Source organism: Herbaspirillum sp. BH-1 (assembly GCF_002870055.1).
GTDB lineage: Bacteria > Pseudomonadota > Gammaproteobacteria > Burkholderiales > Burkholderiaceae_D > Herbaspirillum > Herbaspirillum frisingense.
Map to the genome: position 1 here is coordinate 110,909 of NZ_PKOI01000001.1, position 20,413 is coordinate 131,321.

Below are 20,413 nucleotides of genomic sequence, written 5' to 3' on the forward strand. Positions count from 1 at the left end.
GCCCGACTGCGCTGCCGCCATGGTCTTTGCCTCGCTTGAATTCCTGACGCTGTTCCTGCCGCTGTTCCTGTTGGTCTATGCGGTGGTGCCGCAGCGCGGGCGCAACCTCGTGCTGCTGCTGGGCAGCTGGCTGTTCTACGGCTGGCTGAGCCCGCTGTTCCTGTCGCTGCACGTGGTGCTGACCATCGTGGCCTGGGTCGGTGGCCTGCTGGTGGACCGCTCGCGCGAGGACGGGCGAGGGCGCGTGCGCCTGCTCACGGCGCTGGTGGTCTTCAATACGGCGGTGCTGGTCTGGTACAAGTACGCCAACATCGTCGCTGCCACCATCAGCGACCTGATGGTCCAGTACGGCGCCATGCCGCTGGCCTGGCAGAAGGTGGCGCTGCCGGCCGGCCTGTCCTTCATCGTGCTGCAGGCGATCTCCTATCTGGTGGACGTACACCGGCGCACGGTGGCGGTGGAGCGCAGCTTCATCAACTACGCCACCTACATTTCCATGTTCGGCCATTCGATCGCCGGCCCCATCATCCGTTACGACTGGGTGCAGCGCGAACTGACCCAGCGCTGGTTCAACTGGGAGAATTTTTCCCTGGGCGCGCGCCGCTTCATGGTCGGCATGGCCATGAAGGTGCTGGTGGCCGACACCCTCTCGCCGGTGGTGGATGCCGCCTTCCACCTGCAGCAGCCCGGCTTCGTGGACGCCTGGATCGGTTGCCTGGCCTATTCGCTGCAGCTGTTCTTCGACTTTTCCGGCTACAGCGCCATGGCCATCGGCCTGGGGCTGATGCTGGGTTTCCACTTCCCGGAAAACTTCAACCATCCCTACCTGGCCGGCAGCATCCAGGATTTCTGGCGGCGCTGGCACATCTCGCTCTCCAGCTGGCTGCGCGACTATCTCTACATCGGCCTGGGCGGCAACCGCCATGGGGTGTGGAAGACCTACCGCAACCTGTTCCTGACCATGGCCATCGCCGGTCTCTGGCATGGCGGCGACAGCTGGAACTACCTGCTCTGGGGCTCGGCCCACGGGCTGGCCCTGTGCCTGGATCGCGCCTGGTCGCGCTCATCCTTGCCCGCCATTCCGGGCTGGCTGGCGCATGTGCTCACGCTGCTGTTCGTCTGCCTGGCCTGGACCCTGTTCCGCTCGCCCGACTTCGCCACTGCCGCCACCATGTATGCCGGCCAGTTCGGGCTGCACGGCATGGGCTTGAGCGATGCACTGGCCGTGGTCTTGCGCCCGGTGCAGGCGCTGGCCGTGCTGCTGGGCCTGTTCTGGATCGTCGCGCCCCTGTGGCAGGAGGCCAGCCAGGTGCGCTGGGCCGATAGCGTGGTGTATCTCTGGTTCCTCCGGTTGTGGCCGGTGGCCGGCTTCCTGCTGTCCTTCGCGCTGATTGCCAGCCGCGAGACGGTGCCTTTCCTTTACTTCCAGTTCTGATCCCGCGAGTCCGCCATGAGCACGCCTCCCGTCTCCGCTCCCGCCACGCCGGCCGCCCCCAGCGCCCTGGCCCGGCGCGCCAGCCGCTGGGCCGGCCTGGTCCTGGCCGTGGTGCTGGCAGCCGGCCTGCTGGGTTGTGGCTGGCTGGTCTATGCCAGCAAGATCGAATGGCTGCCCGCCAGCTGGACCCGTGACGATGCCCTGCACGGTGAACTGACCCATCGCATCGCCAAGCAGCTGTCCAATGCCTGGCTGCCGGAACAGGCCGCCCGGCTGGAACGCGCCGGCAGCTGGCTGCTGCTGCATGACACCGGCCCCCGGGTGCGCAGCGGTTGCCCTGGCTGGCTGTTCCTGACCGAGGAATTGCAGGTCCACCGCGACGCCCAGGCCAACGCCCAGGCCAAGCTGCAGGCCGTCATCGCGCTGCGCCAGAAGCTGGCCCAGCGCGATATCGCCCTGCTGGTGGCGGTGGTGCCCGACAAGAGCCGCATCGCCGCCGCGCAGTTGTGCGGCCTGTCGCGCCCGGCCCAGCTGGAAACGCGCGCCACCCAATGGGTCGCCGGCCTGCAGCAGGCCGGTGTGCGCACCATCGACCTGGCCCCCACGCTGGCACCGCTCGGTGCCTCGGCCTGGCTACGCACCGATACCCACTGGAACGAAACCGGCGCGCAGGCCGCGGCTGCGGTGATTGCCGCGCAGGTGCGTGCCGCCGGCCTGCAGCCCACGCCGGCGCAGGCCTATCAGGCCCAGCCCGGCCCGCTGGCGCGCCGCCCCGGCGACCTGGTCCACCTGGCCGGCCTGGACTGGCTGCCACTGCGCTGGCAACCCCAGCCGGAAGAGGTCGCGGCTACCGAATTCAAGGAAGTGGCAGCAGCGGGGCCTGCACCGACTGCACCGGCCGAAGCCACCAAGGGAGGCGACGACCTGGACGACCTGCTGGGTGACCAGCAGCTGCCCAATGTGGCCTTGATCGGCACCTCGTTCTCGCGCAATTCCAACTTCGTGGGCTTCCTGCAGCAGGCGCTGGGTGCCAGGATCGGCAGCTTCGCCAAGGATGGCGGCAAATTCTCCGGCAGCGCCAACGAGTATTTCTCCAACCCTGCCTTCACCCAGACACCGCCCAAGCTGGTGGTATGGGAAATCCCCGAGCGCGATCTGCAGACGCCGTATGAGGCGATCAGGCTGGGGCGGTGAATAACAAGGTAGTTTGTTGTTCATAAGCAATAATCTGTTCCTCGCTTCCATCGCTCTCCCCCCCGCTTTGCTGGAGGCCAACCCCCGGGCCTGCTAAACTTGCCGATCCGCCCACTGTGCAGGGCGGGTTCCAGGCATGGTCCTGGCCAACCTCCACGACAAATTGACAGAAGAATTCGACCCCGCTCCCCTTGCGGACGAGCATGAATCAGGCTCCTTCGAGAGCTATTTCCGCGATCCCGCGCAGGCCGCCGAAGCGCCCCTGGCCTGGGGCCTGGGCCAGCGGCTGGATGTGCTGGACGCCCTGCGCGGCCTGGTCTCCGGCGGCCAGGCGGCGGCACGCCTGCGCATCTGGGTGTTCCTGGAACTGGCGGCCCAGCCGCAAGGCAGGCTGCAGCGCGAGGACCTGAACCAGCTGTTCTACGCCCTGAAACCCGAGGCCATGGACGCCGCGCTCAAGCGCCTGCGCGACCTGGGCCTGCTGGTCTGGGATGCTACCGACCAGGATTACCAGCTCTCGCCCATCGCCCAGCAGGTGCAAGCCCTGCTGGCACCGCTCACGCGCGCCGTCGGCGAGGACGACGAGATGGCCGCGCTGCTCTCGCAGGTGGCCGGGGCCCAGGCCCTGGGCCTGTCCGACGCCAGCCAGATCCGCCACCTGCATGCCCAGCTGGCGCGCCTGCATGACCAGTTCGCCGATGCCATCGAAAGTGGCTCGGAAGCCCTGCTGCGTGAAGCCCAGCCGCGTTTCGAGCGCGCCCTGAAACTGGTCAACCGTGCCGGCGAGGCCCTGACCGCCCTGATCCGCAGCGAACATGCCGATGCCCGCCTGGAGCGCGAAGCCCGCGCCCTGGGCAATGGCCAGGCCCGTCTGTTGACCATGGCCAGCCAGTTCACCCGCGCCCTGCAACAGGCTGACCGCCAGCGCGTCACGCTCGGCAGCACCGGCGTGACCAGTTCGGACGTGCGGCGCTGGCTGCAGAGCCATCCCGACCTGTCCTCCCTGATGGGGGAGGCGCTGTCCATGGGCGTCAAGCCGGTCTTCGTCAGCGGCCACGAATTGCTGGACGTGGCCGAGGGCGAGTTCGAACGCGACCGCCCCGACGCGCAACGCTCGCAAGGCCTGCCGCCCCCCGCCCAGGCAGTGGAGGGCAAGATCGAAGCGCTGCGCATGCCGGTCGAACTGGGTGACCTGATCGCCCAGCTGGGCCGGCTGGGCGCCATGCCGCAAGAGAGTGGCGCGGAACCACCTCAGCCACAGCCGCTGTCGACCGTGGTACTGGGCGGCAGCTTCGGCAAGGCCGCCTATCGCCTGCAGTTGCTGCCGCTCTTGGGCGACCGCCAGGCGCAGACCCTGCAGGGCCAGACCGGCGACCTGGCGCGCCTGCCGTGGCAGGCCGGTTTCCTGCCGCTGGTCGAGAAAATCGATGACCCGGATGTCGCCGCCATCAGTGGCGGCGCCATCCATCCAGATCCATCCCCGGAAAGACCGAATGAGTGAGACCCTAGACGAGGCCGGCCTGCTGGCCGCCGAACTGCTGGCCCGCCGCTGGCTGCCGCGCAAGCATCCGCGCGTGCGCCGCGCCCTGATCGATGCCGACCTGTGGCAGGCGCTGCAGGACCGGCTGGCGCAGGTGGGCCTGCGGCTGGTGGACAATATCCACGCCGACCACATCAGCGTGGCGCTGGTGCGCCCGGCCGAGTACGCCGTCTTCGGCGAAGCCGGCATGAATGCCAACAACAACATCGACCTGCCACGCGATGCGATCTCGCTGCTGGTGGTGCTGTGGTCGCTGATCGTGCTGCCCAAGCGCGAGCGCCAGTCGGCGCGCGCCGCTGGTGACGCCGGCGAGCAGCAGGAAGAGATGTTCCACACCGACAAGCCCATGCCCAGCGCCGCCGAGGTCAGCCCGGTGGTGTCCTATCGATCGCTGCTGGCCGACTTCGGTACGCAGCTGGGCAAGAAGATGCGCATGGACGGCAACCTGCGTCGCCTGGAAGCCCACGGCTTTATCGTGCGACGCGGTGACGACATCGCCGAAGGCCCCTTGCTGGACCTGCTGCTGGACTACGACGCCCTGGCGCCGCGCATCCTCGATGGGGCCCTGGGCGAAGTGCTGGCCCGCGCCACTGCCCGTGAAGAAGCGGCAGCGGCTGACCAGGCCACGCCCGCGCAGTCGGCAGACGAAGAAGGAGAATTCTGATGTTCCACCTGCAATCGCTGGAACTGCTGCAGTGGGACTATTGCCAGCGCCTGACGCTGCCCCTGGACGGTTCCATCATCACCATCGCCGGCCCCAATGGGTCCGGCAAGACCACGCTGCTGGACGCCATGCGGACCCTGCTCGGGCTGGAGTGCTCGGGCGGGCGCAGCTACAAGACCTATGCCCGGCACGCCAATGCCGACACCACCTGGCTGCGCGCCACGGTGGACAACCGTCCGCATGGCCGCCAGACCTCCACCCGTCCGTTCGCCCGCAACCTGCTCTATGCCGATCAGGTCACGCTGGCCTGCCGCATCGAGCGCAACGGTGGCGACTGGCAACGACGCTATTGCATGAGTGATGGCGATGTCGCCATCGAAACCCTGGCACAGTTGCCGGAGAAGGACTGGCTGGGCCTGGACCACTGGCGCAAGCGTCTGGAAGGCGCCGGCCTGTCGCGCGCGATCGCCCGCGTGCTGGCGCTGGAGCAGGGCCAGACCGACCGCCTGTGTGAATTCTCACCCAAGGAATTGCTGCGGCTGGTGTTCGAGGTCTTCGGTGACCAGGAAGTGCTGGACCGCTACGAAGAAGCCCGTCGCCACCAGCGCGACCTCGCCGCGGAAGTGACCCTGGCTGAGCAGGAACTGGCCTATAGCGAGGCGCAACTGGCGCAGCTCGACAGCCGCGTGACCCTGTATCGGCAATACCAGGGCAAGCTGCGCGAGCGTGAAATCCTGGCCGCCGAAGTGATCCCCGTGCTGCGCTGGCATGAAGAGCGCCAGACCACGGCCGGCCGCCTGCGCGAATTGCATCGCCAGCGCCTGCATCACAACGAGCAGCGTCGCCAGCGCAGCAGCGATGCGCTGCAGCTGTCGGCACTGCTGACGCAACAGCAGGCCGCCCGCGAAAAGGTGAGCACGCTGGAACGCGACAAGGCCGAGGCCCAGCAGGCCCAGCAAAAGGCCCGCGATGCCGAAAAGCCGGTCGAGGAACTGGTCAAGCAGGCCGATGAACTGCTGGCCCTGTCGGCAGTGGAAGGCGATGCCGCGCAACTGCTGTCACGGGTAGAAGAACTGGAGCAGCAGAAGGGCGCATTGAACGACCGCTGGCGCGACCTGGAGCAGCAGCGCAAGGAAGCCCAGGGCGCCCTGGAACGCCTGAGCGGACAGCGCCAGGCGCCCAAGCCGGGCGATGTGCAGCAGTTCAGCCGCAGCCTGCGCCAGGCCGGCATTACGCACCATATCCTGGCCGATGTCATCGAGATCGGTGACGACCACTGGCGCGCCGCCGCCGAAGGGGTGCTGCGCGCCTCCTGCTGGGTGGTGGTGCTGGACGACCCCAAGGATGAAGCTGCCGCCATGGCCCTGGCCGAGCGCGAGCGCTATCGTCACTACGTGGTGTCGGACGCCGCCACCGCACCGGCCCAGCCGGCGGCAGACAGCCTGCTGGCGGTGCTGCGGTTCTCCGCCAAGGCGCCGTCCTGGCTGCTGCGCCAGCTGGCGCAGATCCGCCGCGTGGACGATACCGTCGAGGGTGCGCGTCTGGGCGGCGAATGGATCACGCCGCAAGCCTATTGGCGCGATGGCCGGGGCGGACGCAGCGTCTGGCGCGATCCGGGTGACTATCAGTTCGGCGCCGCCGCCATGGCCTCGCGCCAGGCCTCGATCCAGAAACGCCTGGCCACGCTGGACGATCAGCTCACCGATGTCGTGCTCAAGCAGAGCGAGGTCAAGCGCCAGCTGGAGGCCGCCAAGAAAGCCACCGAAGGCCACCTGGCCGCCGAGGAACTGGCGCGCCGCAGTGAAGAATTCGAGCAGGCCAGACGCCAGTTGCCCTCGCTGCGCGCAGCCCGCGTGGCCGCCAGCGAACGCTGGGCGCAACTGGATGCGCAGCATGCCAACGCCATCGAACAGCGCACCATCATCGACGGCAAATACCAGGGCCTGCAGCGCCGCCTGCGCGACACCGAAGGCGACCTGGCCGGCCAGGAGCGCGACTGGCGCACCCGCCACGACGAGCAGCGCGCCCGTGCACTGGCCTCGCGGGCGCAGAAGGGGCGCTTCCCGCAACGCTGGATCGGCGCCGACGCCGTGCAGGCGCTGTACGAGAAATACAGCAACGCCAAGCAGGCCGAACTGCGCATGGCGGCGGTGGAAACCGAGCTCGACAGCGGTCAGTGGGAAAAGGACGGCACCGTCGAAGACAAGCACCTCATCATGCAAGGCACGGTGGGCAACCAGCGCAACGAACTGGACTCGCGCAAGATCAGCAATGCCCAGGCCGAGGAAGCGGTGGGCAATGCCCGCGAGCGCTACATCGACGTGCTGCGCGCCACCGTGCGCCGCTATCGCAAGAACATCGTCGATCTCGGTGCGCTGGCCGGCGTGATCGTCAGCGCCGACCTGCCGCACCTGGACAACGACGACACCGTGCTGCGCCAGGCCGAACTGAAGGTCAGCTTCAACTTCGACGGCAAGGGGGAGATCGGCCTGAACGACGGCGAAGCCTCGGGCGGGCAGCAGGTCATCAAGTCGCTGATCCTGCTGGTGGGCTTGTTGAAGGATGACGACATGCCGGGCGGCTTCGTCTTCATCGACGAACCCTTTGCCCACCTGGATGTGCGCAACATTCAGCTGGTCGGCAACTTCCTCAAGTCGACCCGCGCCCAGTACGTGCTGACCACACCGATCACCCACAACGTGGAAGTGTTCGAGCCGGCCGATATCACGCTGGTGACCTCGAAGAAGCCGCGTGAGGCCCGCTGGGCGCCGCCCATCGGGGTGTTGCAGCGGCGACTGCGGCTGGACGCCTGAAGCACCGGACCATGAGTGCGTTGCTAGAGACCCCGCATGGCCGCGATCAGCATGATCTGGTCGCCGCCCATGCGGTGCCAGACAGCTTGCTGCTGCTGGACAAGGAAGAGCGTGCCGCCCTGGAACGCTGGGCGCGAGGCGAGGCCGGCTCCCGCAGCCGTGACGCCATGCTCAAGGAGGCACAGTCGGTAGGGCTGGGCATCGAACGTGCCGAACGCCTGTGTCAACGTCTGCTGCAAGAGGGCTGGATCAGCCGGCGCGAGGAGCTCAAGGGCGGTAACTGGCTGTGGAAGACTATTGCCTGGCGCGACTTGCGTCGCCTGCAGGGTTTGTTGGGCATCACCCATGCCGAGCAACGAAAGCAGGCGAGACAAGCCATGCTGGAGCAAGCCTGGCAATGGCTGCACGAACGCGGCAATGTCCAGCAAACCTTGCTGGACCCCGACCTGCTGGATGAACTGACGCTCGCCCTCAAGGCACTGGAAGAGGACAAGTCCCTGCGCGCCGATGTGCTGGAAGCTCGCCTGGGCCTGCTGCGGGCGCTGGCGGCTTGGCACGACAGTGGCCAGCAGGGATTGCGGCGCAATTTTGCGCTCTATGCGCGTGACCTGACCAAGTCGCTCAGTGCAAGTGAATGGCGCTGGCTGGACGCGTTATTCGATCTTGAACGATTGAACATCGCCAGTTTTGCCCAGGTGGGGTGGCTCTCCGGCGATCTGGTCTTCTCCTGGCAAGGACGCCGGCTGGAACTGGCGCCGCTGCATTGCATCGGCCTGCCGCTGGACGATCTGCTGGTTGCCGATGCCCTCACTGCGCCACGGCAATGGTGGCTGATCGAAAACCGTACCAGCTTCGAACTGCAGGCACGGCAACGCCAAGCCGGTGTGGCACTGCTGTGGATGCCCGGGCGTCCCTCGTCGGCCTGGCTGGCGACGGTGTCGCACTTGCTGCAACTGGCACCTGCGCCGGCGTGGATCAGTGCCGATGCCGACCCGGCCGGTGTCGACATTGCCTGCACGGTCGGTAGTCGATGGGAGCAGGCCGGTCTGGCCTGGGAACCCTACCAGATGGGGCTCGCCCAATGGCAGAGCACCACCCAGCGCTGGCCCCTGAATGCACATGATCGCCGCTTGCTGGGCGTGTTGCTGGCACGCCCTTCGCTGCCGGCTTCGCTACGCCCCCTGTGCGAGGCGATGCAGACCGAGGGACGCAAGGCCGAGCAGGAAGCCTGGTTGTAAGGTGAAAGCAGGCGCGGCAGTGGCGCTCTGCATCAGCGCAACTCGCGCACTATCCGTCCGGGAGGCAACAGGCCCGACGGCACTTCCGGTACCTCGGCCTCGAGCAATTGATGGGCCACGCATTCGCACCAGTGGATGCCGCGGGCCAGCGCCAGGGGCTTGGAGTCGTACAGGCCCGGCAGGGAGCGCTTGGGGAAGAGCTGCCCAATGGAGCGGTGGCGGATTTCCACGCCGCTGACGAACCAGCTGTCGGCGCGGTTGGCGCACCAGACCCTGAACATGAACGGCGAAGAATGTCCGGTCACTTCGTAACAGGACATTGTGTTTGCACGTTGACCCAACTGCTTTCCTCCTATGGTTTGGGCGGCATTATAAACAGCGTCGGGCAAGCTTGCCAAAGGCCCGGGCGCGAGCGCAAGCGCCAGCATTTCCAGCCCTCAAGAAAATCAGCAGAAAAAGAGCTGGGAGGTAATGGATTCCTACAAGGCTTGTAGGTGTTGTCTTGCATAGCTTCAAAGCCGCGTCACCTAGAATGGTCAGACCGTGCGTCCAGGGGGACTGCAGGCGCGCGGTACCTTTTCCAATGCGCCTTCCGCCCGCCACGCGAAGCGGAAGGTATGACCGTCCAGGACACAAAAAGAACATGACTTCCGCCCACACCCAGCAACTGACCGTGATCCTCAAACAGCACCAGCAAAGCCTGCTGGAAAACTGGCTCACGACCTTGACGTCCAAACTGGGCCGCAAGGAAAAAAGCGGTGAATTCGAAATTCGCCGCCAGGCAGAGCAGTTCCTGAGCCTGCTGGCACGCACCCTGGAAAGCGGGGCCGGCAGCGATACCGACGGCAATGACTGGGCCGATGTGCGCCACCTGCTGGGCGAAGTGTCGCGTACGCGTGCGCTGCAGGGCTTTTCCTCGCTGGATACCGCCAGCTTCGTGTTTGCCCTGAAGGAACCGCTGTTCGACCATCTGCGCAGCATCCTGGGCGAGCAGCCGACCCAGCTGGCGCAGGAGATCGCGGCCACCAGTTCGCTGTTCGACAAGCTGGGCCTGTACACCATCGAAGTGCACCAGAAGGCGCGCGAGCAGGTCATCCTGCGTCAGCAGCAGGAACTGCTGGAGCTGTCCACGCCGGTGGTGCAGCTGTGGCAGAACGTGCTGGCGCTGCCGCTGATCGGCACGCTCGACAGTGCGCGCACCCAGGTGGTGATGGAAAGCCTGCTGCAGAAGATCGTCGAGACCGGCGCCATGATCGCCATCATCGACATCACCGGCGTGCCCACCGTCGATACCCTGGTGGCCCAGCATCTGCTCAAGACCATCGCCGCCGCCCGCCTGATGGGCGCGGACTGCATCATCAGCGGCATCCGTCCGCAGATCGCCCAGACCATCGTGCATCTGGGCGTGAACCTGGAAGACGTGACCACCAAGGCCACCCTGGCCGATGCCTTCATGATCGCGCTCAAGAAGACCGGCTCGCGGGTTACTGTCCAGAATACGGAGCAGTAATCCATGGAACGCATTCCTATCCTGCGCATGGGGCGCTTGTTGCTGGTGACCATCCAGGTCGACATGCACGATCGCCTGGCCATGGCGCTGCAGGACGACCTGACCGAGCGCATCGTCAAGGACCGCGCGCGCGGCGTGCTCATCGACATCTCCGCGCTGGACGTGGTGGATTCCTTCATCGGTCGCATGATCAGCAATACCGCCTCCATGGCGCGGGTGCTGGACGCCCGCACCGTGGTGGTAGGCATGCAGCCGGCGGTAGCCATCACCCTGGTCGAGCTGGGACTGACACTGGATGGCGTGCGTACCGCGCTCAATGTGGAACGCGGCGTCAAGCTGCTCGAGTCGGAGAGCGACTGATGGGCGCGCCCCGCATGCCGTGCGAGGTACACGGTGGATGAACAGCAACTCCTGACCCAGACCCTGCAGACCGATGAAGATGTGGTGCGCCTGCGCAAGCTGGTGCGCGACCATCTGGTGCGACTGGGCTTTTCGCTGGTGGAGCAGACCAAGATGGTGACGGCGGCCAGCGAACTGGCGCGCAATACCCTGCGCTACGGCGGTGGCGGAGTAGCCCGCGTGGATGAGCTCAATAACGGCACCCGACGTGGCCTGCGGCTGGTGTTTGCCGACCAGGGACCGGGCATCGCCGATATCGGGCTGGCGCTCACCGATGGCTACACCACCGGCGGCGGCCTCGGGCTGGGACTGTCCGGCGCCAAGCGGCTGGCCGATGAATTCGAGATCGATACCGCGCCGGGCGCGGGAACCCAGGTAAGCATCATCAAATGGAAACTGTTCTGACGGCCTCGCGCAGCGAGGAATGCGTCGCCGTCAATGAAACCGTCGATGTCGCAGCAGCGCGACGGGCGGCGGCCGACCTGGCGCGACGACTGGGGTTTGCCCAGGAACCGGCGGCCCGGCTGGCGCTGGTGCTGACCGAAGCGGCCACCAATATGCTCAAGCATGCCGGGCATGGAGAAATCCTGTTGCGCTGCGTCATGGGCAATACCGCAGCGGGTGCAGCGGTACGTGGCATCGAGATGCTGGCCATCGACAGTGGCCCCGGCATGCGCGATGCCCAGGCCGCCATGGCCGATGGCAATTCGACCACCGGCACCTATGGTGTGGGGCTGGGCGCCATCCGGCGCCAGTCCGACGAGTTTGACGTCTATTCCTGGCCCGAGCGCGGCACGATCCTGCGCGCCGTGCTGTGGGAGGCGCCGGGCGCGCGCCAGCCGTGGCAATGCGGCCTGGTCTGCCTGCCGCTGGCGGGCGAGCAGCGCTGCGGTGACGCGGGCTGGGCGGCGACCGTGGATGACGGGCTCTTGTCGATGGTGGTCGATGGCCTGGGCCATGGCGACGCCGCCGCCGATGCGGCCGAGGGCGCCGTGCAGGTGCTGGCCGACATGGCGGCAGTCAGCCGTGTGCGACCGCCTGCGGAACTGGTGCCGCCCATGCACGCCGCCTTGCAGAAGACGCGGGGCGCGGCGGTGGCCGTCGCCAGCATCGATGTGCAGGCCGGCAAGGTGCGCTTTGCCGGGGTCGGCAATATCGCCTGCTGTACCAGCCTGGACGGTCAACGCCGTCATCTGGTCTCGGTCAATGGCATCGTCGGCCACAACCTGCGCAAGGTGCAGCAGTTCGAGACGCACTGGCAGGATGGCATGCTGCTGATCCTCCATTCGGACGGCCTGACCAGCCGCTGGTCGCTGGATGGCTATCCGGGCGTGGAACAGGCGCACGCGGCCGTGATTGCGGCCCTGCTGTATCGTGATTTCTATCGTGGCCGTGACGACGTCAGCGTCATGGTCCTGCGTCAGGGAGAGGCGGGATGACCTTGCGTTTGCTCACCGTGGCCATCGGCAATGAAATCGATGTGGTCGGCGCTCGCCAGCGCGCGCGCCAGATCGCCGAATTGTGTGGCTTCGCCCAGCAGGACCAGGTGCGCATCGCCACCAGTATCTCGGAACTGGCGCGCAATGCCTTCCGCTATGCCGGGCGCGGTCAGGTGGAGTTCGCCATCGAAGGCAGTACCGCCCCGCAGACCTTGCTCATGTGCGTGCGCGACCAGGGGCCCGGCATTGCCGACCTGGAGCTGGTGCTGTCCGGGCGCTATCAGTCCAATACCGGCATGGGCCTGGGGCTGACGGGTGCGCGCAAGCTGATGGATGCCTTCGATATCGAGACCGCCCCGGGCAAGGGCACCACGGTGCAGATGCGCAAGCTGCTGCCGCCGGCGGCACGCTTGATCACGCCGCGCGTGGCCGGTGAGATCGGCAGCGCGCTGGCGGCCACACCGGCCGGGCTGGCCCTGTTCGAAACCCAGCAGCAGAACCAGGAATTGCTGGCCACCCTGGCCGAGCTCAAGGGGCGTCAGGAAGAGTTGCTGCAACTGACCCGCGAGCTGGAAGACACCAACCGCGGCGTGGTGGCGCTGTATGCCGAGCTGGATGAAAAGGCGGACCACCTGCGCCGCGCCGACGAGGCCAAGTCGCGCTTCCTCTCCAACATGAGCCATGAATTCCGCACCCCGCTGTCCTCCATCCGGGCGCTGGCCAAGCTGTTGCTGGATCGGGTGGATGGCGAACTCGGTACCGAGCAGGAACGCCAGGTGCGCTACATCCTGGACAGCGCCGGGGCCTTGTCGGAACTGGTCAATGACTTGCTGGACCTGGCCAAGATCGAGGCCGGCAAGGTCGAGATCCAGCCCAGCCGCTTCCAGGTGGCCGAACTCTTCAGCGCCCTGCGCGGCATGCTGCGCCCCCTGCTGGTGTCGGACCGGCTGCGCCTGAGTTTCGTCGCCCCGGACGAGTGCGAGATGTTCACCGATGAAGGCAAGCTTTCGCAGATCCTGCGCAACTTCATCTCCAATGCCATCAAGTTCACCGAGCAGGGCAGCATCACGGTGACCGCCGAGCCGCTGCGCGACGGTACGGTGCGCTTCTCGGTCACCGATACCGGCATCGGCATCCCGCCCCAGCATCTGGGCATCATCTTCGAAGAATTCTCGCAGGTGGAAAACCACCTGCAACGCCACGTCAAGGGCACCGGCCTGGGCCTGCCGCTCTGTCGCCAGCTGGCCATGCTGCTGGGCGGTGAAGTGGCGGTGGCCAGCCAGCAGGGCCAGGGTTCGACCTTCAGCGCGGTGATCCCGGTGATCCATGCCGGCACCGGGGCCCTGCCCGATGGGCCAACGCTGGCCTTGCACGAGCGGCCCGAGCCCTCGGCCGCCAGCCTGCCGGTGCTGGTGGTGGAAGACCGGCCTGAATTGCGTCTGCTGTACCAGCGTTACCTGCACCAGTCGGAGTTCCGCGTGGTGCCGGCCTCGTCGGTGGCCGAGGCCGAAGCCCTGTGGCGCAACGGCGAGCCCTGCGCCGTGGTGCTCGATATCCTGCTGGACGGCAAGGATTCCTGGCACTGGCTGGTGCAGCTCAAGAACGACCCCGAGCGTTGCGATGTGCCGGTCATCATCGCCTCCGACGTGGACGACAAGAGCAAGGCCATGGGGCTGGGCGCGGACGCCTATTTCCTCAAGCCGGTAGGACGCGATGAGCTGCTGGCGGCACTGCGTTCGCTGGTGCAATTACCGCCGCATCGAAACGAAATCGCCCTCGGCGAGGTCAATGCCTAAACCCATGTTACCCATGCCTGCCATGAGCCATCCTCAACAACTGATCCTCAACGTCGACGATACCGACGCCGCCCGTTATGCGCGCACCCGTATCCTGACCAAGGCCGGGCTGCGCGTGGTGGAGGCTGCTAGCGGCACCGAGGCACTGGCGCTGGCACGCGAGCTGAAGCCGGCGCTGATCCTGCTGGACGTGAAACTGCCCGACATCCACGGCATGGAAGTCTGCTCCCGCCTCAAGGCCGATCCGGCCACCGCCTCCTGCCTGGTGCTGCAGACCTCGGCCTCCTACATCGGACTGGCCGACAAGATCCGCGCCCTCGAAGGCGGCGCTGACAACTACCTGTTCGAACCGATCGAACCGGCCGAGCTGGTGGCCAACGTGCATGCGCTGCTGCGTCTGGCCAAGGTGGAGAACGAGCTACGCGAGATCGACCGCCGCAAGGACGAGTTCCTGGCCATCCTGGCGCACGAGCTGCGCAATCCGCTGGTGCCCATGCGCAATGCCATCGGCATTCTCAACACCCGGGCGCCGGATGCGCCGGACTGGGAACTGCGCGCCCGCAACACCATTTCCAATCATCTCGACCACATGGTGCGGCTGGTGGACGACCTGCTGGACGTGTCGCGGCTGTCGCACAACAAGCTGGCGCTGCAGTTGCGTCGCACGCTGGTGGCCGAGGTCATCCACAATGCGCTGGAATCGGCCCAGCAGCTGATGGAGCGCAAGCATCAACAGCTGCACCTGGACATGGCTGATGCCAGCCTGGCAGTGGACGGTGACGAGGTCCGGCTGGCCCAGGTGCTGATCAACCTGCTGCACAATGCCGCCAAGTTCAGCCCGGAGGGCGGTCATATCTACCTGGCGGCGCAGGCTGAGGCCGACAAGGTGGTCTTGACGGTCCGGGATGAAGGCATCGGCATCGCCGCCGAGCGGCTGGACGATATCTTCGGCATGTTCGCCCAGGCCAATGCGCTGGGTCATGATCGTCAGGATGGGCTGGGAATCGGCCTGTCGCTGGCGCGCAGCCTGGTCCAGCTGCATGGGGGCGAATTGACGGTGCAAAGTGCCGGTATCGGCCAGGGCAGCGTGTTCCGCATCGAACTGCCGCGGGCCATGCCGGACAAGACCGCCAGCGGTTCCGACCCGGCAAATGCGACGACCGAGACGACTGCCACGAATGCCGCGAATGTCACAAGCACCACAAACGCAGCAGCGTCAACCGACGGCGCGCCGCGTGCCGGCATGCGCGTGCTGGTGGTGGACGACAACATCGACATCGCCGACACCATGAAGGAATTGATGGAGTTGCTGGGCCACGATGTGCAGGCGGTCTATAGCGGCACGCGTGCCATCGCCCGTGCCAAGGAATGGGTTCCCGACGCGGTGTTGCTGGACATCGGGCTCAAGGACATGACCGGTCACGACCTGATCCGCGCCCTGCGGGCCGAACCGGCCACCCGCAACGTCTACCTGCTGGCCTGCTCGGGCTTCAGCAGCGATGAAGACAAGCGCGAAGCCTACGACGCCGGTGTCGACGACTACCTGGTCAAGCCGGTCGACCTCGATACCCTGGCACAACTGGAGTTGCGCCGTCCGCCACCGCGCGCCCGCGCCTGAAGCATGCAGGTCGCGGGGCCGGGGACGGCGCGGCGGCTTATTGCGTCAGGAACTGCAGCACGGCCTGGGTGAAGGCCTTGGGTTGCTGCTGGTTGGAGATGTGGGCGGCATCGAATTCCACATACAGCGCGCCCGGGATGGTGGCGCGCATGAATTGTCCATCGGCCGGTGGGGTGGGTACATCGCCGCTGCCGGCAATCACCAGGGTCGGGGCGGTGATGCCGGCGATGGCCGCGCGCAGGTCGTTGTCTCGCACCGCTGCGCAGGCGCCGGCATAGCCTTCGGCCGGGGTCGCCAACAGCATCGTGGTCAGGGCTTGTACCTGTTGCGGATGCTGGGCCGCATATTCCGGCGTCAGCCAGCGTGACACCACTGCCGCCGCAATGGCGGACAGGCCTTCACGCTGCACGGTCTCGATGCGGCTGTTCCATGCCTCGGGGGTGCCGATCTTGGCTCCGGTGTTGCAGAGGATGAGTTTGCTGACCCGCTCCGGATGATGCACCGCCAGCCACATGAAGGTGCTGCCACCCATGGAAAGGCCGCAGAAATGCGCCTGGGCGATCTGCAGATGGTCCAGCAGGGCGATGACGTCACCCCCCAGCTGGGCGATGGTATAGGGGCCGGGCGTGACCTCCGACTGGCCGTGGCCGCGGGTGTCGTAGCGCAGCACGCGGAAGTGCTGGCTCAGTTCGGCCATCTGCGGCTCCCACATCGCCAGCGAAGTCCCCAGCGAATTGGAAAACACCAGCACCGGCAGCGAGGCATCGCCGTCGAGTTGATAGTGCAGCTTGATTCCGTTCAGTGTTGCGAATGGCATGGATCGATCCTTGTCGCGCCGGCCGGCATCAGACCGGGGGCGCGCGATGGTGGTCAGCAGGGAAGGGGGAGGCTCAGCCGATCTGTGCGATGGCCGAGGGGTGCTGGGTCAGCGGGGTGACCGAGATGCTCATGAAGGGATACAGCGGCAGCGCCGAGAGGATGTTGTGCAGCTCGTCATTGCCCGAGACATTGAAGATGCTCACATTCGCATACTGACCCACCACGCGCCACAGGTCGCGCCACTTGCCTTCGCGCTGCAGCTTCTGCGCCATCTCCTTCTCGTCCTTCTTCAACTGGTCGGCGACCGCCTTGTCCAGGGTGGCGGGGATGTTGACTTGCATTTGGACCATGAACAGCATGATGTTTTCTCCGTTATCGCGTTGTGATTATGGTGGGGGCGAGGGCTGAAGCTCCAGATGATATGTTCGATTAACGAACATTAATCCTTTATTCGCACAGCCGAGTGTAGGCGTGTGCCGGTGAGGATGTCAACCTGGGACGACAGCGCAGTGCATCAATGAAGCCCGCATACAGCTGTACCACAGCACCACAGCAGCACCACCTCGGCCCTCAATCGCGCCGCTCGGGATTCGGGAAGCCGGTGGCCGGGAAGGAGCTGGTCTCGATGTCCAGCCAGGCCGGGCGCTCGGCGTACATGTCCGCCACCAATTGCTTGACGGCCTCGATGTACCAGGCGTTGTCGTTGATGCGGTGGGTCAGGATGATGGGCGAGGTGGCACGCGGGTCGTCGATCAGCCGGTAATGCAGGTCATTGCGCAGGCGCGCCGAGGCCGGGATCAGGCACAGGCCCGACTCCGCCGCCACCAGGCCCAGGGCGGTCTGGATTTCGCGCACCTCGTGCACTTCGGCGGGATGGATGTCCTGGTCGTTGAGCAGGCTCAGGATGTGGTCGGCAAAGCTGGGGCGCGGTTCCTTGGGATAGACGATCAGCTTCTGGCCATGCACTTCCTTCAGGCTCACGCGCTGGTGGCTGGCCGCCAGCGGGAAGGAGGGCGGGATCGCCAGCACCAGCTTTTCCTCGCGCAGGACGATGCGCGCCACCGTAGCGTCGTTGCTGCGGATGCGGCCGAAGCCGATATCGATGCGGCCCGACTTGAGGGCCGCGAACTGCTGCATCGAGGTCAGTTCCAGCAACTGGATATCCACTTCCGGGTAGTGCTGGCGCAGCTTGCGCACCAGCACCGGCAGGCCACCGTAGAGGGTCGAGGCGACGAAGCCGATGGAGAGTGTCTGGCGCTGGTTCAGGCCGATCTGCTGGGTGGCGTTCTTCAGTTGCTCCAGGCGGTTGAGGATCTGCAGCGCCTGCTCGTAGAACACCCGGCCGGCCTCGGTCAGGCGCAGCGGGCGGCTGTTGCGCAGGAGCAGCTGCACGCCCAGCTCTTCTTCCAGCAGCTGGATCTGGCGGCTCAAGGGGGGCTGCGCAATGTGCAGCTGCTCCGAGGCCCGCGTGAAGTTGCGCGTATTGGCGACGGCGACGAAGTATTTCAGTTGTCTGATGTCCATGGCCAAAAATCATATCGCACGGGAACAAAAGATGTCTAATTCTTTGATTTCTTTGGGTGCACTGCAAAACTATATAAAAAAGGTATGAAACTAGATGTATTTGGTGTTGGCAATGGCAGGGCTTTCGGGTGTTCAATGCAAGCCATGGATACCCAACAACACCTTCACACTGCGGCAGCCCCGGCGAGCATCGAGCGGGTCGAGACCTTCCTGGTCGATCTGCCCACCATCCGCCCCCATCAATTGTCGATGGCGACCATGAACGGGCAGACCCTGATGCTGGTACGCCTATATTGTTCCGACGGCAGTGTCGGCGTGGGCGAGGGCACCACCATCGGCGGCCTGGCCTACGGCGCGGAGTCGCCCGAGGGCATGAAGCTGGCCATCGATACCTATTTCGCACCCCTGCTGCTGGGGGCCAACGCCAGCGCCATTCCAGCCCTGATGGCACGCCTGAACAAGGCCATCCAGGACAACCGCTTCGCCAAGTGCGCCATCGAGACCGCGCTGTTCGATGCCCTGGGCCAGCGCACCGGCCTGCCGGTCTCGCAGCTGCTGGGCGGACCGGCCCGCGACAGCCTGCCGGTGGCCTGGACCCTGGCCTCAGGCGACACCGCCAAGGACATCGACGAAGCCGAGCGCATGCTGGCCCAGCGTCGCCACAATATCTTCAAGCTCAAGATCGGCCGGCGCGAGGTCGACGCCGACGTCGCCCACGTGGCCGCCATCAAGAAGGCCCTCGGTGACCGCGGCACGGTGCGGGTGGACGTGAACATGGCCTGGAGCGAACTGGAAGCCCAGCGCGGCCTGGCCGGCCTGGTCGATGCCGGCTGCGAACTGGTGGAGCAGCCGGTGGCCTCGCCCCAGGCGCTGGCACGCCTGAAGGGCAAGCATGCCATCGCCGTGATGGCCGATGAATCGCTGACCGGCCCGGCCTCGGCCTTCGCCCTTGCGCGCATCGGCGGCGCCGACGTCTTTGCCATCAAGATCGAACAATCCGGCGGCCTGCGCGCGGCCCAGCAGGTGGCCGCCATCGGCGACGCCGCCGGCATCGAACTCTACGGCGGCACCATGCTGGAGGGCGCCATCGGCACCATCGCCTCGGCGCACGCCTTCGCCACCTTCCGCGAACTGCAGTGGGGGACCGAACTGTTCGGGCCGCTGCTGCTGACCGAGGAAATCCTGGCCACGCCCCTGCAGTACCAGGACTTCCATCTCACCATTCCGCAAGGCCCCGGCCTTGGCATCGTGCTCGATGAAGAGCGTGTGCAATACTTCCGTCGCGACCGCAGGCAAGGCGCTACCGTGACCACAGTGACAGCAGCGAGGCCGACCGCACTGGTCGGATAAAACAAAAAAATCACTTTCCCCGATCGATAAATCCAATAGGAGACTCAACCATGGCAGCCAAGATTTTCAGCACCCCCGAAGTACAAGATTTCCTGCGTCTGGCCAGCGGCCTGGACACCGAAGGTGGTAGCCCGCGCACCAAGCAGATCGTGCATCGCATCCTCTCGGACCTGTTCAAGACCATCGAAGACCTGGAAATCACTTCCGACGAATACTGGGCCGGCGTGGCCTACATCAACCGCCTGGGCGCCGCCAGCGAGGCCGGCCTGCTGTCGCCGGGCCTGGGCCTGGACCGCTTCCTGGACATGCGCATGGATGCCGAAGATGCCGCCCTGGGCATCACCGGTGGTACTCCGCGCACCATCGAAGGTCCGCTCTACGTGGCCGGTGCACCGGTGACGCAGGGCTTTGCCCGCCTGGATGACGGCAGCGACCAGGCCGGCCAGACCATCATCATGCACGGTACCGTCTACGGTGCCGACGGCAAGCCCATGCCGGGCGTGCAGGTCGAAGTCTGGCATGCCAATACCAAGGGCTTCTATTCGCACTTCGACCCGACCGGCGAGCAAAAGCCGTTCAACATGCGTCGCACCATCATCACCGACGCCCAGGGTCGCTACAAATTCCGCAGCATCATGCCGGCCGCCTACGGCTGCCCGCCTGCCGGTCCCACCCAGGGCCTGCTCAATGAACTGGGTCGTCACGGCAACCGTCCGGCGCACATCCACTTCTTCGTCACCGCCGAAGGTCATCGCAAGCTGACCACGCAGATCAACATCGAAGGCGATCCGCTGATCTATGACGACTTCGCCTACGCCACCCGCGAAGGACTGGTGCCGCCGCTGGTCGAGCGTACCGATGCCGCCAGCATCAAGGCCGAAGGTCTGGAGGGACCGTTCGCCGAGATCGTCTTCGACATCTCGCTGACGGCTCTGGTCAACGGCGCCGACAACCAGATCGTCGATCGCCCGCGTCTGGCTGCCTGACGCGCCACTTCGGCGCCCCTTCGCCCACCCCCCCGCCGCAGTGAAGCCGCGATGGCCACCATCGCGGGGGGGCGGCTTGCACCCTGGA

General features: G+C 66.0%; 18 protein-coding genes. 14 read left to right on the top strand and 4 right to left on the bottom strand.

All coding sequences use genetic code 11. From position 1 onward, the window contains the following. Window positions 1-19 precede the first annotated feature (19 nt). The 6 genes from HBH1_RS00560 (at window position 20) to HBH1_RS00585 (ending at window position 8,884) form a co-directional block, all read left to right on the top strand. Window positions 20-1,435: an MBOAT family O-acyltransferase gene (locus tag HBH1_RS00560; RefSeq protein WP_102661180.1), complete on the top strand. Its 1,416-nt coding sequence runs from the start codon at window positions 20-22 to the stop codon at window positions 1,433-1,435. Window positions 1,436-1,450: 15 nt separating this feature from the next. Further along, window positions 1,451-2,629, top strand: a complete 1,179-nt coding sequence (locus HBH1_RS00565; RefSeq protein WP_233207479.1) for an alginate O-acetyltransferase AlgX-related protein — start codon at window positions 1,451-1,453, stop codon at window positions 2,627-2,629. A gap of 136 nt (window positions 2,630-2,765) precedes the next feature. Further along, window positions 2,766-4,130: a hypothetical protein gene (locus tag HBH1_RS00570; RefSeq protein WP_199181503.1), complete on the top strand. Its 1,365-nt coding sequence runs from the start codon at window positions 2,766-2,768 to the stop codon at window positions 4,128-4,130. Then, entirely contained in the window at window positions 4,123-4,833 is a 711-nt protein-coding gene (locus HBH1_RS00575) for a hypothetical protein (protein ID WP_102661181.1), read from the top strand. Before HBH1_RS00570 ends, HBH1_RS00575 begins: the two co-directional genes overlap by 8 nt. Next, a complete protein-coding gene (locus HBH1_RS00580) occupies window positions 4,833-7,646 on the top strand; it encodes an ATP-binding protein (RefSeq protein ID WP_102661182.1) in 2,814 nt (937 codons plus the stop codon). The genes HBH1_RS00575 and HBH1_RS00580 overlap by 1 nt, the downstream gene beginning before the upstream one ends. Before the next feature lie 11 nt (window positions 7,647-7,657). Continuing rightward, complete coding sequence (locus HBH1_RS00585) at window positions 7,658-8,884, top strand: DUF2399 domain-containing protein (protein ID WP_102661183.1); 1,227 nt, start codon at window positions 7,658-7,660, stop codon at window positions 8,882-8,884. Between the two features lie 32 nt (window positions 8,885-8,916). Here HBH1_RS00585 and HBH1_RS00590 read toward each other — a convergent pair whose 3' ends face one another. Further along, window positions 8,917-9,204, bottom strand: coding sequence for a hypothetical protein (locus HBH1_RS00590; protein WP_039876822.1), 288 nt, complete (start codon window positions 9,202-9,204; stop codon window positions 8,917-8,919). Window positions 9,205-9,527: 323 nt separating this feature from the next. Between HBH1_RS00590 and HBH1_RS00595 the strand changes: the two genes are divergently transcribed. From HBH1_RS00595 to HBH1_RS00620, 6 genes are read left to right on the top strand one after another with little or no spacing between them, the layout of a single operon-like run. Next, window positions 9,528-10,394, top strand: coding sequence for an STAS domain-containing protein (locus HBH1_RS00595; RefSeq protein WP_102661184.1), 867 nt, complete (start codon window positions 9,528-9,530; stop codon window positions 10,392-10,394). A gap of 3 nt (window positions 10,395-10,397) precedes the next feature. Next, window positions 10,398-10,754, top strand: coding sequence for an STAS domain-containing protein (locus tag HBH1_RS00600; RefSeq protein WP_006465085.1), 357 nt, complete (start codon window positions 10,398-10,400; stop codon window positions 10,752-10,754). Between the two features lie 33 nt (window positions 10,755-10,787). Further along, window positions 10,788-11,198 carry an ATP-binding protein gene (locus tag HBH1_RS00605; RefSeq protein ID WP_077237708.1) on the top strand — a complete coding sequence of 137 codons (411 nt, stop codon included), beginning with the start codon at window positions 10,788-10,790 and terminating at the stop codon, window positions 11,196-11,198. Beyond that, window positions 11,183-12,232: an ATP-binding protein gene (locus HBH1_RS00610; protein ID WP_102661185.1), complete on the top strand. Its 1,050-nt coding sequence runs from the start codon at window positions 11,183-11,185 to the stop codon at window positions 12,230-12,232. The genes HBH1_RS00605 and HBH1_RS00610 overlap by 16 nt, the downstream gene beginning before the upstream one ends. Then, the gene (locus HBH1_RS00615; protein ID WP_102661186.1) at window positions 12,229-14,028 is read left to right on the top strand and encodes an ATP-binding protein; all 1,800 of its coding nucleotides are present in this window, start codon (window positions 12,229-12,231) and stop codon (window positions 14,026-14,028) included. The genes HBH1_RS00610 and HBH1_RS00615 overlap by 4 nt, the downstream gene beginning before the upstream one ends. 22 nt (window positions 14,029-14,050) lie before the next feature. Further along, entirely contained in the window at window positions 14,051-15,646 is a 1,596-nt protein-coding gene (locus HBH1_RS00620; RefSeq protein ID WP_233207480.1) for a hybrid sensor histidine kinase/response regulator, read from the top strand. Window positions 15,647-15,683: 37 nt separating this feature from the next. Here HBH1_RS00620 and pcaD read toward each other — a convergent pair whose 3' ends face one another. The 3 genes from pcaD to HBH1_RS00635 all read right to left on the bottom strand — a co-directional run bounded on the left by pcaD (window position 15,684) and on the right by HBH1_RS00635 (window position 17,989). Continuing rightward, window positions 15,684-16,463, bottom strand: a complete 780-nt coding sequence (gene pcaD / locus HBH1_RS00625; RefSeq protein ID WP_102661188.1) for a 3-oxoadipate enol-lactonase — start codon at window positions 16,461-16,463, stop codon at window positions 15,684-15,686. Window positions 16,464-16,536: 73 nt separating this feature from the next. Further along, the gene (catC, locus tag HBH1_RS00630) at window positions 16,537-16,824 is read right to left on the bottom strand and encodes a muconolactone Delta-isomerase (protein ID WP_006465079.1); all 288 of its coding nucleotides are present in this window, start codon (window positions 16,822-16,824) and stop codon (window positions 16,537-16,539) included. Between the two features lie 211 nt (window positions 16,825-17,035). Then, window positions 17,036-17,989, bottom strand: coding sequence for a LysR family transcriptional regulator (locus HBH1_RS00635; protein WP_006465078.1), 954 nt, complete (start codon window positions 17,987-17,989; stop codon window positions 17,036-17,038). Window positions 17,990-18,133: 144 nt separating this feature from the next. Between HBH1_RS00635 and HBH1_RS00640 the strand changes: the two genes are divergently transcribed. After that, window positions 18,134-19,339 carry a muconate/chloromuconate family cycloisomerase gene (locus tag HBH1_RS00640; protein ID WP_077237962.1) on the top strand — a complete coding sequence of 402 codons (1,206 nt, stop codon included), beginning with the start codon at window positions 18,134-18,136 and terminating at the stop codon, window positions 19,337-19,339. A gap of 50 nt (window positions 19,340-19,389) precedes the next feature. Next, on the top strand, window positions 19,390-20,325 hold the full coding sequence (gene catA, locus HBH1_RS00645; RefSeq protein ID WP_102661189.1) for a catechol 1,2-dioxygenase: 936 nt from the start codon (window positions 19,390-19,392) through the stop codon (window positions 20,323-20,325). Window positions 20,326-20,413 lie beyond the last annotated feature (88 nt).